The following is a 13,176-nucleotide window of genomic DNA, read 5'->3' as shown; positions in this document are numbered from 1 at the left end:
CTTTCGGCGCACCTGAGTGGTAGGCGATACGCTAAAGCAGATTAAAGCCTAAAAAGCCCCGCTGGAAATATCCAGCGGGGCTTTTTTATGAAAAGCTATTTATAGACTTCCTGAACAGCTTTTATAAATACTTGTCAGGCCACGTGCTGCTACGCGCTGAACGTAGGCTGGCTCTCGAAGTGCAGCCACGCCCAATGGAGCAACGCCACGCTGCCCACGCGAGCAGGCCAAGTGCCACCAGCAATACCAGTACTATCACCAGTAGCAGTCCTTTGCCGCTGCCCATGTGCCGGCCTTCGGCGTAGTGGCGGCGCAGTAGGGCCACATTGCGCTCATTGCTTTTATAGGCGAAATCGAATATATTGCCCACCAGCGGAATAGCTCCGACAAGGCTGTCGACCAAGATGTTAAGCACCATGCGTACTGCTACCGCGCCGCTGGCGCCGTGGCGCAGCATAGTGAGCAGCAAAGCCACCGAAACAGCCGTGGACGAGAGGTCGCCGACTATCGGGATGAGGCCCAGCAGCGGGTCGAGGCCAAAGCGAAACCGGGTGCCGGGCAGCCGGAACTGGCTGTCCATGAGTCGCGAAATATGCACTACCCAGCGCAGGCGCTCATCAGCGTCGAACGCAGAGGGCGGCGTAGGAGGGTTGGGTGGTCGCATCGCAAGAGGTAATCGGGCCCTACACGCGGCCAGCCAGTTAAGGGATAGGTAGAAAAATTCGCTGCCAGAAGCGCTGGTGCTGCTGATTGGGAGCAGGCTCTAGAAGGCTGGTCCCGATGGGCAGGGAAGTCGAAATACCACCCAAGCCCACCGGGACCAGTTGCCTGCTTGGTATGGCCTGCCTGGCGGCCAGCCGCCAGCTAGTGGGTATCCAGCTGTTTGGCCGCTACTTCGGGGCGCATCTGCGGGAAGAACAACACGTCCTGAATCGAGTGTGAGTTGGTCATAATCATGCTCAAGCGGTCGATGCCGATGCCCAGGCCCGCCGTGGGCGGCATCCCGTACTCAAGGGCGCGCAGGAAATCTTCGTCGAGCACCATGGCCTCGGTGTCGCCGCGCTTGCCCAGCTCCAGCTGGTCCTCGAAGCGCTTACGCTGGTCGATGGGGTCGTTGAGCTCCGAGAAAGCGTTGCAGATTTCCTTGCCGTTACAAATCGCCTCGAAGCGCTCCACCAGGCCGGGGTGGTCGCGGTGCTTTTTGGCCAGCGGCGACATCTCCACCGGGTAGTCGGTGATAAAGGTGGGCTGGATAAGCTTGGGCTCGACGTACTCGCCAAAAATCTCGTCGATGATTTTTGATTTACCCATGCTCGGGTCAAGGCCTACTTTGAGACTGGCGGCGGTTTCGCGCAGGGCAGCTTCGTCCATCTCGCCAATGGCTACGCCGGTAAACTTCTCGATGGCCTCAAACATGGTGTAGCGCTGCCAGGGCCGCTGAAAGTTGATGAGATTGTCGCCCACCTGCACCTCCGTTTTGCCGTGTAGGGCCAGGGCCACGCGCTCCACCATTTCCTCCACCAGGTCCATCATCCAGGCGTAATCCTTGTAGGCCACGTACAGCTCCATCTGGGTGAACTCGGGGTTGTGAAACCGGCTCATGCCCTCGTTGCGGAAGTCCTTCGAGAACTCGTACACGCCGTCGAAGCCACCAACTATTAGTCTTTTCAAATATAGCTCATTTGCTATACGAAGGTACAGCGTCATGTCCAGCGTATTGTGGTGGGTGGTGAACGGACGAGCCGCCGCACCGCCATACAAGGGCTGCAAAATCGGGGTTTCTACTTCCAGATATCCTTTGTCGTTCAGGTAGTTGCGCATGGCCTGTACCAGCTGCGTGCGCTTGATGAATGTGTCGCGCACCTGGGGGTTCACCACCATATCCACGTAGCGCTGGCGGTAGCGCTGCTCGGGGTCGGTGAAGGCGTCGTAGGTTGTTTCGATGCCGGTTTCCTCATCCTTCACGCGGCGAACCACGGGCAGCGGGCGCAGGGCCTTAGCCAGCAGGGTCAGCTCCGTAACGTGGATAGAGGTTTCGCCGACCTGGGTCTTGAACACGTGGCCTTTTACGCCGATAAAGTCGCCCAGGTCGAGTAGCTTCTTAAACACCACATTGTAGAGCGTTTTGTCTTCGCCAGGACAAATTTCGTCGCGGTTGACGTAGAGCTGAATGCGGCCCGACGAGTCCATCAGCTCCGCAAACGAAGCTTTGCCCATTACCCGCACCGACATCAGGCGGCCAGCCAGCGCTACTTCCTGAAAGTTATTCAGCTCCGGATGGTAGTTGTCGTGGATTTCCTGGGCTGAGAAATTGACCTCAAACAGCTCTGATGGAAAAGGCTCGATGCCCAGGGCGCGCAGCTCGTCGAGCTTGTGACGGCGCAGGATTTCTTGTTCGCTCAAATGGACCACTGATTAGCACGGATTTTAGCGGATTGCACGGATTTTGTGGACGATTAATCCAAGCTCGTGCGGCTGCTCGGGCCGGCTGCGGGCAGTCGGGAGGGAGGGCGTTTTCCGCTATGTGAAAAGTAAAATTGAGCTGCAAAAGTACGGCACGAAAAAAGCCGCCCCATTCGGGGCGGCTTTTTTCGTGCCGTAATCGTCCACAAAATCCGTGCAATCCGCTAAAATCCGTGCTAATCAGTGGTCTAGGCGGCCATTTTCAGCTCCGGCTCCGGCTCGATACCGAGCAGGGTAGGCTGCACCCGCGTGCGCAGGCGCTCCTGCACAAAGCTGTGCTGCAAGTGGGCGGGCAGCTCGCGCACCAGCTGCTCGTAGCGCTCCAGGCCCAGCGCCTTGGCCACGTAGGTTTCGTGAATACCGTTGAGATAGCTCACTATGCTCAACAACGAGCTGTGAAACAGGCGGAAGTCGATGTCGGCCTCCACGTAGCGCTCTATCTCACGGCTACTCTGCGAGATGCGCAGGCGACCCAGCAGGTCGAAAATGGTAGTGTAGCCCAGGCGCCAGGTAATCTGCTGCCAGTGCGCGGCGGTCCACTTGTCGAGGGGCTTGCCGGTTTTCTGGCTGCGAATGGCCGTATTCGGGTTAGTCTGCACCTGCTGGCGCACGCTGATGGCTTTCTGCTTGCGCGTAGTGCGCAAAAACTGCCCAATCTGGGCCTGGGCATCAATCTCCTGCGAAGCAATGTGCAGCCCGGCCTTGTAGCCGGCCAGCGGCAGGCGGTGAATACTGAAGTCGCCATAAGCTCCGGCCGCGTAAAACGAAACCGGGCGCGGATAAGCGTTCTTCACCACCAGGCGCCCCACTTCGCGGCGAACAACCTGCTCATTGGTAGAGCGCACGCCAGTGGTAAACAGGAAAGCCTGCAAGCCGGCTAAAATGGTGTGATAAGCCTGTGGGAAGGTCCAGTGCAAGGCGTTGCGCAGGAAATTTTCGTCACCCAGCTCGGCCGTAGCCCGGAGCGCATACTCGGTGCTCCAGCACGAATGCAGCAGCTTAGTGAGGGCAGTTACCTCGCCTTCGCTTAGCTGGGCTTGGTGCTGGCGGAAATAAGGGAGGTTGGCAAGGCCGCCCAACGGGCTTTCCCCTTCCTCAATGTGGTAGCTCAGGGCAAAGAAATAGTTGAGAAATACCTGGGCCGGTATCGAGCGGCGCCAGGCTTCATCGGCCAGGCGCTGCTGCTCCTGCTCCTCAGGCGTGAGCAGGGCTTCAGCCGGCGAAACATTCATCACCGGAGCCGGATACGTCTCGGCCGGAATGAGCGGGATAATGCGGGTTTCGGTTTTCGTTGTCATACCAGATAAACTACCGGCCAACGATTTTAGTTGCACCTTTGCTAATAAAATTAAGACCTATTTGCTAAAAAAATTAGTGGCGGGCAAAGCCCCGTTTTTTCTGCCTTCCGGGCAGCGAAAGCTTATGTAGCAATACCCAAAAGGCCCGTGAGCATACGCAGCATCGCCGGCGCAGCAGCCAAAAAAAGCTCCTGAGCCAGCGGCTCAGGAGCTTTCAGTAAGGCAGCCGGTGCAGGTGCTATTGCCCGACAAAATCAGCTTTAGCTGTCCTTAATGTTGTTCGTCTTTGATAACGGCTACTGCCTCGCCCAAGGTAATATCCTTGTTCAGGCCGCGGGTAAAGCGCATCGAGCGGTTCACCTTCACTGAGTCGCCACCGAGAGCCTGGCGGTCGGCTGAGAGGGGTACGAGCGCCAGTGGCGTAGCCGTTTTCTGAATAGTATCGTACTTGTCCGACTCAGCTTTCAACTGGTGCTGCATCGCGCGGAACTTGTCGAGCTTGAGCGAAACCACCGTTTCGTCTTTCCGCTTGCGCAGGCTCTGCACCAGCTCGGTCATCTGCTGGAAGGCGGGGTTGGCCGCCACGCGCGCCTTGCTGTTGGCCTGGAGCTTGGCATAGTTCGGCTGGTCATCCCAGGGGCGGTAGGCGGCCGGCTTGATTTCATCCCATTTCAACGGGTAGTCCGACTCCTTTTCGCCCTGGTCGAGATACGAGAGCACATCGGGCAGCACGATATCGGAAGCCACGCCCTTAAACTGCGTGGAGCCGCCCGTAACGCGATAGAATTTCTGCATCGTGAACTTAAGCGAGCCAAAGGGCTTGAGGCTACTCAGCTCCGAAGGCAGCGTTTCGTCGAGGTCGATGATACGCTGCACAGTGCCCTTGCCATACGTGCTGGCCGAGCCCATGATAATGCCGCGCTTGTAGTCCTGAATGGCTGCCGCCAGAATCTCGGAAGCCGAGGCGCTGTACTTGTTTACCAATACCACGAGCGGGCCGCTGTACTGCACGCGCGGGTCTTTGTCGTTAAGTACCTGGGTCATACCCTGGCTGGAGCGTACCTGTACCATCGGGCCGCTGGGCATAAACAAGCCGGCCATCTCCACGGCATCGTTGAGCGAGCCGCCGCCGTTGGAGCGCAGGTCGAAAATAACGCCCTTCACGCCTTCGGCCGTAAGCTTAGCGAGCTCCTTCTTAACATCGGCCGCCGAAGAGCGCCCGCCGTTATCGTTGAAGTCAGCATAAAATGCCGGCAGGCGCAGGTAACCAATTTTTACGCCGCTCGGGTCGTTGATAACCGCCGACTGCGCGTAAGTATCTTCAACCACCACCACGTCGCGAACGATGGGAATAACCTTGGTTGAGCCGTCGGCCTTTTTAACAGTCAGGCGCACTTCTGAGCCCTTTTTGCCCCGAATGAGCGTCACGGCCTTGCTGGTATGCCAGCCCTCAATGCTCACGGGCTCGTCGGCACCCTGCGCTACGCGCAGAATGGCATCACCCTTTTTCAGCTCGCCCTGACGATATGAAGCTGAGCCAGGCACAATATCTTCGATATATATCAGGCCATCCTTTTCGCGCAGCGTAGCCCCAATACCCTCAAAGCGGCCGGTGAGCTGAATATCAAACTCCTGCTTTTCGCGGGGCGCAAAATACTCGGTGTGCGGGTCGTAGGTATTGGCAATTACATTGGCGTAGTTGCTGAGTACCTCATTAGTATCGGGCTGGTCGGCAAACTGCTCGTCGTAGTATTTGAGCACGCGCTTGCGGGCTTCTACTTCCATCTGAGCGGGCGTGCGGTCGGGCTCGGCGGTAGCAGGCTCCTTGGCCAGGCTGGCTACGCGAGCCCGGTCGTGGCGCTTGTCCTGCTCGTCCATCATCTCGGTTACACGCGTCAGCGTCTCATACTTGAGCAGCTTGCGCCACTGCTCGCGCTGGTCGGCGGCATTTGCCGGAAAGGCAGCCTTCTCGAAATCGGTCTGGATGCTTTCGTCGTTGTCGAAGGTAAACGGCTGGGCCAGAATCTCGTGCGTGAGCGCCTGCATCTGCTTGCTCCGCTCAGCCATGAGCTTGGTGCTCAAGTCCAGAAACTCGTGGGTACCGCGCTTGGTCTCGTCGTCGATATCGGTCTGAAACTTCATCAGCTGCGCGATGTCCGATTGCAGCAGGAATTTTTTGCGATAGTCCAGGCGCTTGATTGCCAGGTCAAATACCCGCTTGCTAAACGCGTCGTCAATACGTTCGGGCTGGTAGTGCGCCTGCGAAAGGCCTTGCACAATAGTGCCCACCAGTACCTGCTCTTTGCCAGGTACTGCCTGGGGGCCGCTGTGCTCGTAAAAGCGATAAGACGCCAACCCAAATACGGCGGCTACCAGGCCGGCGTAAGAGCTAATTTTGAGGCGGGGGGAAAACATTCAGAAGATAATTAGAAGAAGGCCAAATGTAGGGTCCAGGCAGCAGCTAGTTGCACGGCGCTACCCTAAGTACGGTAAAAACGTCGGCAGGGACGCGAATAGTGCCTACTAATCGATACTTCCAGCTTAATAGCCGATAAGCAGGCAATGTTTAGCCTTGCGCCTTGCCAGTAGCTCATCCATAGCCCGGCTTTAATGACTGACGGCATCAGCTTGGGTAGATAAAATATAAGTAAATACTTAATATATTTATTCGCCCCCAACGCTTGGCGCAACTTGCCGGGCCGTGAGCGTAGCCCCCGCGCTGGCGGCAGCTACCAGCACTACGGCCAGCCACTGCGGAGGTGTCAGGCGCTCGTGTAAAAAAAGCAGCCCGCAAAGCGCGGCCGCGGCGGGCTCCAGGCTCATTAAAATACTGAATGTGCGGCTGGAAAGCTGCTTTAGCGCATTCATTTCCAGTGTAAAGGGTAACGCGCTCGACAGTACGGCCAGCGCGGTGCCTGCTACCAGCAGGTGTGGCGTGAGCGCGGCGTAGCCGCCCGCTGCCACGCTAAACGGCAGAATGAAGAGCGAGGCGAACACCATGCCTATGGCCACCCCCTGCGTGCCTGGCAGCACTTCGGCTACCCGCCCGCCCAGTACAATATACATGGCCCAGGCTCCGCCAGCCAGCAACGCAAAAAGTATTCCGAGCGGGTCGAGTCCGCTGCCGCTCCAGGGGGCCAGCAGCACAATGCCGGCGCCGGCCAGCACCACCCACAGCACATCGAGCCTACGCCGTGAGCCCACCATAGCTACGGTCAGCGGCCCCACAAACTCCAGCGTAACTCCCAAGCCCAGCGGAATACGGGCTAATGCGCAGTAAAACAAAAAGTTCATGCAGCCCAGGGCCACGCCATAAGGTGCTACGGCCCGCCACTGGGCTGCCCGCAGTTGCCCCAGCCGCGGGCGCACCGCCACCAGCAGAATCAGCGCCGAAATGCCAATGCGCAGGCCTGCCGTGCCCGCTGCCCCTACTACCGGAAACAGCCCCTTGGCTATAGCGGCTCCGCCCTGCACGCTCACAATGGCGAGCAGCACGGAGGGTACCGGAGGGAAAGACTTGGAAGACAAGGCGGCCATTAGGTGCAGCGTAGGAAGTAGTTACTTAACAAAAGTCCCTTCCTGCTCTCAGGAAGGGACTTTGAGATAGCATATTGTACACTGCTACTGTCTGATTTGTACAGCACTACGGTACCAGTAGCCCAGTAAAAGCGGTAGCCATTTGTAAGTACTAGCGCAAATTTCAGAACCGAGGACGGCTTGGCTGGTGCGGGCGGCCGGCTTTTGGCCAGCTGTGCGCTCGTCGTAGGCGCCGCTCGTTCTTTCGACAAGCGGACAGCGGGCAGCCCGCCCTGTACTCGTATTTAGAAACGGCGCTAGGCTGACAGGTTGCCGGGCAGCAAAGGTAGGATGCGCTGGCTGGTGGAAGAGAGTTCGGCACCTGTCAAGCAATAGCACAGCAAGCTGAAAGTGCGCTGGCTGGCGCAGTTTCGGAGTCGCTGTACAGTATGCCGAAACGACGTTTAGCGTTTAATAGCAGCACTGCCTGAAAAGCATAAGCTGTGGCAGGCCCACAAGCACCAACTGACTGCCTACGCTCCCTGCTTTTTATATAAAAGGCTGCAACACCTCACCGTGGCTACCTTTAAGCGCTGGGAGCAGTAAAATCTGCCGGAATCTTACACTGCGCCTGCTCAGCAGCCAGCTCCTTCAGCAGTAGCTCCACCTCGTCCTCGGAGCGCAGCAGGGCGCTTTGAGCCATATCCAGGATAGCCTGTGCGCGCTCGCGCTCTTCAGGAGTAGGTATTGCCCCTTGCAGTAGATAATCCAATAATTCCTGCTCGGTGCGCTGCAAATGCGTTAAAAGCTCCTGCTCATTCACAGCCGGGCCGCCCAGCGCCAGATAGAGGCGTACGCTACGGCGCAACTGTTCTTGCCACGATGCGCTATAAGTATGCGTTACGAAAACAGAAGTAGTATTGTAAGGATTCTCCATATTTTGCGCAAGGTACGATGCAAAGAAGCGTTTGGACAAAATTAGGATAGCTGATTCATGAAATACTCATTTGAAAAGTAAGCGAGCAAGACAGGCTGCACCGCTAATTACCCGCAAGATGCTTGATACCCGGATGTTAGGTGGGTAAAAATAGTTGGAGCACTATCGTTGGCCGTATAGGTGCCAGCAACTCAAATATGCAGGATACTCAGGCTGACCGCCACCGCTCAGCAGCAGCTAGGCTAAAAATAATATAGGAAAAATTATATATCTTCCGGGCCTGCCTCAGCATAACTGCTGTCGAGTCCTTCCAAACTGTAGCAAGCTTTTTTAAAGCAGGACCGTTTGGTAATGGAGTCGCGGCAAACGGAAAGTTCTCCCGATTAATAGCTACGCCCCAGGCAGTAGCAAGCACTTGGTTAAGCCTTGACAGACAAGTTCTTTGTAGCCTGACTGTTAGTTGAGAAAGCCATTGCGCACTTGCTTGAGGCGGTGTTTGCGCTGCTCCGCATCTTCCTTTTCCTCGGCAATGTGAAAGTAAGAAAAGGAGAAGTGTACAAAGGCATCAAAGCTAAGACTGGCTGTTACTTCGGGTGCTTCCTCATGGAGCAACTCATATTCGGCTAGGTAGCTGCGGAGCAAATCCCGGCGATTGGCATAGTGGTCGAACGATTTGCTGGCATCCATTTAGGCTAAGGAAAGAAGGAGCAAAACAGGCTAAAGAACAGCAGGTGTACTGACTGCGACGTCTATCGTAAGAAACCACTCTTTGGTTCCAATACTTAGGCAATATTAGCAGAATTTAAGGAAAAAGTAGTAAAAATTGCGAAAAAGAAGTGAGTAGCAGACTTGACCAAGGCCGCCCGCCAGAGACGCTTTTCCCAAAATGCCCAGGGCTTTCACTTAATTTCTTAATGGTAGCGGACTTGTGGGGCCTCCGTGTATAGTGACGGGTCGGTTATAGCCAGTTGCAGGAACTTACGCCTTAATTTTGCATTATGCTGGCCCCGATAGAACTCGAATCCCGGATTATTTCCTTTCGTACCGACCTGCAGGTAATGGTGGTGCGCTGGCATACGCACGCCTCCCTGGGAGTTGTGCAAGCCGATTATGCCCGAATGCTGCGTAGTGCTGAAGAAGCGGGAATGAATCATTGGCTGCTGGATGTGCGGCGCCGCGAAAAAGTTGCGGTGGAGCTGAGCGCCTGGGTAACCGACAGCTTCTATCCGGAGGCCGTTGCGCGGCTGGCTCCGAGGCGGCTGCGGATGGCGGTGCTTAGCTCCCCGGCTTTATTCGAAGTATATCGGTCAGATGCCGAGCACAAAAAATATGTAGAGTATGCCGTAGACCGGGAGCGTCCTTATGATATCGGCCTGTTCCACGATGAAGGGGAGGCGATGCAGTGGCTTTGCGCCCCCGACAGCACCCTTGACCGGTTGTGAGGTAGATAATGCCTCAGGAGGTCTTGGTTTTTGATTACCTCCCGCAATTTTAAATGCGTAGTCTAACGCACATTACGGCAAGCAGATGCGCCATAAGCAGCGCGGTATTGCCGAATGCTACTCCGCGTTTAAGTAGGCTTAATGGTAATAAAATCCGATACGGCTATAGTTCCGTACGTTCCCTTATTCGTAAACCTTTAAGCAGTGTTCTATGAAAAGGCTGACATTCACGAAGCGAAGCAAGGTGGCTCCGGGTAAACCATCCCTGGCTCACCAGTTATGGCAGCGCATTAAGGCTTGTTCTCAGCTGGCACAACCGCCTACCTTTGCGCAGATTGTGGCCGAGTTCAACGGAACAAGGCAGCTTTCGAACTAATGCAGTGCGGGCAGATGTAGCGGGTAGTTGCCAACGCAGGAAAGTTTGCTAGTAAGCCGTGCAATGAGGCTGTTTGTCAGCTACTTGCTCGGGCTGCCGTGACTATTTACTTATATTACTTATGCCTGTGCCAGCAGTAAATGCGGGTATGACGCCACATTAAGGCCTGGCTCGATGCACACTCTACGGTGAGTAACTGCCGCTCTCTACCTTAGCGCAGCTGCTACGCTAAGGTAGAGAGCGGGCTGTCCGCTCGTCGTTCGCGCCACTCATTCTTCCTAAGCGCGTAGAGCCGGCAGCACGCTATATACGCCAATCTGATACTAGCATTGTTTTGGGGTCGTTGTACGGTAGCGCGGACTTTTAATCCGCGCATTGCTATGCTCGGCACTCGCGGACTAGAAGTCCGCGCTACTTGACCAGCCTTATCCTGATTCCGAAACTGCTTTAGGGGTATTCGAAGCTGCCACGCTCGACACGGCCGACGTGCTGCTGACGTTCAACAAGCGCCACAACCTGCTGCTGGGCATGTACGGCCTGGCCTACGAGGTAAATGTACTTGTGCCCGACCGCGAGCTGCCGGCCGACGTGCGCAAGAAAATCATCCTGGCCTCGAATATCAGCGAGGGCGAGTGGATAGAGGACTTGCTGCGCGGTGAGGATGCTGACGTGCTCGACGACATGGGCCTGCTGCTCGCCGCGATGGATGAGCAGGTAGCTGGTGCCGGCGCGGCTGGCAAGGAAGCTGAGCCCGAACACCCCATCGTGGCCGAGTTCAGCGAGAAGTACGACGCCTTCGTCATTGTGTGCCGCAATGAGATTGACGCCAACAACGTGACCCAGCTGCTGGGCCTGGAGAAGCGCCAGAGCTACAAGAGTCAGGAAGTGGGCAAAACCCACGTCATCGACGCTAAAGAGTTTGCCGAGCGATGCAAGTCCAAGTAGTCATTCCCTCGCACAAGCGGGCCGGGCGCATTGCGACGCTCGGCCTCTTTCCGTCGGCCATTGTCTGCGTTCCGGAGAGCCAGGCGGCCGAGTACCGGGCCACGCACCCGGGCGTGGAACTGGTGCTGCACCCCGATAGTGTGGTAGGCCTGGCCGCGAAGCGCAACTGGATGTACCAGCACTTTGGCAACCTGCTCATGCTCGATGACGACATCACCGACTTTCGGCGCATGTATTTGCCGGCCGGCGAGCCGGTGAGCATCGACGAGCGCCGGGCCCTGGCCATCATTCAGGAAACCGCCTACTGTGCCAAGCAGGCTGGGGCCTACCTCTGGGGCTTCAATAGCAACCCCAACCCGACGATGTATAAGACCCTCAATCCGATAGCCCTCACCGGCTACGTGACGGGCTGCGCGACCGGGCTACTTCAGGGCTCGAAGCTTTGGTATAACTCCAGCATCATTTGCAACGAGGACTACTGGATATCGTGCCTTAACGCCTACTACCACCGCCTGATTTATAAGGATATGCGCTTCGGCTTTATCCAGAAGGATACGTTCGTAGGGCAGGGTGGGCTAGCCGAGTTCCGCAACCTCGATGCTGAACGCCAGGACTTCGAGCTGCTGAAGCGCTGCTTCGGCGACGTAATTCAGGAGAAGCGAGATAGTAAACTGGCCAAGCGCAAGCATCAGTTTCAGAAGACCATGAAGTTACCTTTTTAGCTATGGTTTGAAACCTGAAAGAAGTATAGGATTAATTAGTTTACTTTGTCAAGTAATCAGTCGTTCATCATGCGTATTATCTATTTACTATTTTTCCTCCTCTTTATTGCAGGCTGTTCTAAAGGGCCGGCTCCGGCCCCAACAGTCGCTTTTGGATATAACCGTAATGTATTTGAAGTAGGGGAAAAGATAGAAGTCGTCAACAAAAGTCAAAATGTAACGCGATACGAGTGGTTTATTGACTCTTCGCGTGACTCTGTTAAAACGGATGCTAATCCTATATTCAATGGGCGAACTACAGTAGGCACGCACACGATTACTCTAGAAGGATATAATGCTGATGGTGTTAAAAATGAGGCAGTAAATCCCTTTCAGGTTGGCGAGCGGCGGCTAAGCTTGGTGCGGATAACAGCTGTAAACCTTTCCCGTCCTAATGGCCAGCCTTGGCATGCAGATGGGAGCGGGCCTGATGTTTACGTTGTCCTAACCAGTCCTACTGGCGTGGTTATTCGCACGGTAGATTATACCAATGTGCAGGCCTCAACATTGCCGCTTATTGCCGCTTTTTTTAATAATAGCGAACCGATCCTTCGCAACGGCAATTGGTCCTTGCAGTTCTACGATAATAATGGAGGCCGTACACCGGAGCTGATGTTTACCATGCCAATAGTCTTAACAGCGCCACCTGCTGACCGGAATGTTGACGGTTACGGCACCTACACATTTCAATCTGGCAACTATGCAGCTAAATTTGAAATAAATACTCTATAATAGACAGCATTTTTAAAGCCCCTGGTGACTGCCACTAGGGGCTTTTTCATGCCCTTTTGGCTGTGGATAAATAATTTATTTTTTCTTTCAAAAAAGGTTGTTAAAATTTCTGTAAATCGTTCTGTATCAAGAATATTACAGTATCAACATCACCCCTTAACAACCTCACAATGAGCACCCAAATTCAAGTCAGGGTGGTTTCTTCAGCCGCGTTGGGCAGGGTATCAAGCACTACGCGACTGGTGGCCGCATCAATGCCCGCGCCGGCGTGGCTGATGTTGGGCAGCGTCACTCGGGCGGTGGCATCCGGATGGTGGACGGGGCCACCGGCGAGCACCTGGGCGAGTGGGAGAAAGGCGAGGCCTACATGATTCTCTCCCGCGACACCTACGCCAACAACAAGCACTTGGTCGATGAGCTGATTGATACCAGCCTGTATCGGGGCGGGGCACCGGTGCGGCCGAAGCCCGGCTACTTTGCCGATGGGGAGTAGGTGGTACCGGCGCGGTACCGTCGGTGGCCGGGGCATCGGCCAGTGGCTAGGAGTTGATACGAGCCGTCGAGCGGGTGGAAGATGCGGTGCGCGCCCTGCCTAGCCGCCAGTATATCGGCTGGGACCAGACGGATACCGCCACTATTGAACTGGAGCTAAACTACCGGGCCCAGGACCGCGAGCATGCCGCAATCCGGTAATGGCTTGCCACCC

The 13,176-nt window shown here is 55.8% G+C and carries 13 protein-coding genes; 6 read left to right on the top strand and 7 right to left on the bottom strand.

All coding sequences use genetic code 11. The features are described from left to right. Window positions 1-121: 121 nt before the first annotated feature. From GKZ67_RS09030 to GKZ67_RS09000, 7 genes are all read right to left on the bottom strand, one after another. Window positions 122-664, bottom strand: coding sequence for a DUF4112 domain-containing protein (locus tag GKZ67_RS09030; RefSeq protein WP_173242007.1), 543 nt, complete (start codon window positions 662-664; stop codon window positions 122-124). A 200-nt stretch (window positions 665-864) separates the two neighbouring features. Then, window positions 865-2,412 carry a lysine--tRNA ligase gene (gene lysS / locus GKZ67_RS09025; protein ID WP_173242006.1) on the bottom strand — a complete coding sequence of 516 codons (1,548 nt, stop codon included), beginning with the start codon at window positions 2,410-2,412 and terminating at the stop codon, window positions 865-867. A gap of 239 nt (window positions 2,413-2,651) precedes the next feature. Further along, on the bottom strand, window positions 2,652-3,761 hold the full coding sequence (locus GKZ67_RS09020) for a hypothetical protein (RefSeq protein ID WP_254245169.1): 1,110 nt from the start codon (window positions 3,759-3,761) through the stop codon (window positions 2,652-2,654). A gap of 270 nt (window positions 3,762-4,031) precedes the next feature. Then, window positions 4,032-6,176, bottom strand: a complete 2,145-nt coding sequence (locus GKZ67_RS09015; protein WP_173242005.1) for a carboxy terminal-processing peptidase — start codon at window positions 6,174-6,176, stop codon at window positions 4,032-4,034. A gap of 249 nt (window positions 6,177-6,425) precedes the next feature. Beyond that, entirely contained in the window at window positions 6,426-7,256 is an 831-nt protein-coding gene (locus tag GKZ67_RS09010; RefSeq protein WP_217278721.1) for an EamA family transporter, read from the bottom strand. A gap of 607 nt (window positions 7,257-7,863) precedes the next feature. Continuing rightward, window positions 7,864-8,214, bottom strand: a complete 351-nt coding sequence (locus GKZ67_RS09005; RefSeq protein WP_173242003.1) for a hypothetical protein — start codon at window positions 8,212-8,214, stop codon at window positions 7,864-7,866. Between the two features lie 456 nt (window positions 8,215-8,670). Beyond that, window positions 8,671-8,901 carry a hypothetical protein gene (locus tag GKZ67_RS09000; RefSeq protein WP_173242002.1) on the bottom strand — a complete coding sequence of 77 codons (231 nt, stop codon included), beginning with the start codon at window positions 8,899-8,901 and terminating at the stop codon, window positions 8,671-8,673. Between the two features lie 311 nt (window positions 8,902-9,212). On the opposite strand from GKZ67_RS09000, the gene GKZ67_RS08995 reads away from it, so the two are divergent. The 6 genes from GKZ67_RS08995 to GKZ67_RS08970 all read left to right on the top strand — a co-directional run bounded on the left by GKZ67_RS08995 (window position 9,213) and on the right by GKZ67_RS08970 (window position 13,163). After that, on the top strand, window positions 9,213-9,656 hold the full coding sequence (locus GKZ67_RS08995; RefSeq protein WP_173242001.1) for a hypothetical protein: 444 nt from the start codon (window positions 9,213-9,215) through the stop codon (window positions 9,654-9,656). A gap of 862 nt (window positions 9,657-10,518) precedes the next feature. After that, the gene (locus tag GKZ67_RS08990) at window positions 10,519-10,977 is read left to right on the top strand and encodes a hypothetical protein (RefSeq protein ID WP_173242000.1); all 459 of its coding nucleotides are present in this window, start codon (window positions 10,519-10,521) and stop codon (window positions 10,975-10,977) included. Continuing rightward, a complete protein-coding gene (locus tag GKZ67_RS08985) occupies window positions 10,962-11,699 on the top strand; it encodes a hypothetical protein (RefSeq protein ID WP_173241999.1) in 738 nt (245 codons plus the stop codon). The genes GKZ67_RS08990 and GKZ67_RS08985 overlap by 16 nt, the downstream gene beginning before the upstream one ends. Window positions 11,700-11,768: 69 nt before the next feature. Then, window positions 11,769-12,470, top strand: a complete 702-nt coding sequence (locus GKZ67_RS08980) for a hypothetical protein (RefSeq protein ID WP_173241998.1) — start codon at window positions 11,769-11,771, stop codon at window positions 12,468-12,470. 268 nt (window positions 12,471-12,738) lie between these two features. Further along, window positions 12,739-12,963 (top strand): hypothetical protein, encoded by a 225-nt coding sequence (locus GKZ67_RS08975; protein ID WP_173241997.1) that lies wholly within the window; start codon window positions 12,739-12,741, stop codon window positions 12,961-12,963. A 53-nt stretch (window positions 12,964-13,016) separates the two neighbouring features. Next, window positions 13,017-13,163, top strand: coding sequence for a hypothetical protein (locus GKZ67_RS08970; RefSeq protein ID WP_173241996.1), 147 nt, complete (start codon window positions 13,017-13,019; stop codon window positions 13,161-13,163). The last annotated feature ends 13 nt before the right edge of the window (window positions 13,164-13,176 follow it).

The sequence above is a fragment of the Hymenobacter sp. BRD67 genome (assembly GCF_013256425.1).
GTDB lineage: Bacteria > Bacteroidota > Bacteroidia > Cytophagales > Hymenobacteraceae > Hymenobacter.
This window is presented reverse-complemented; position numbering and strand designations above follow the sequence as displayed.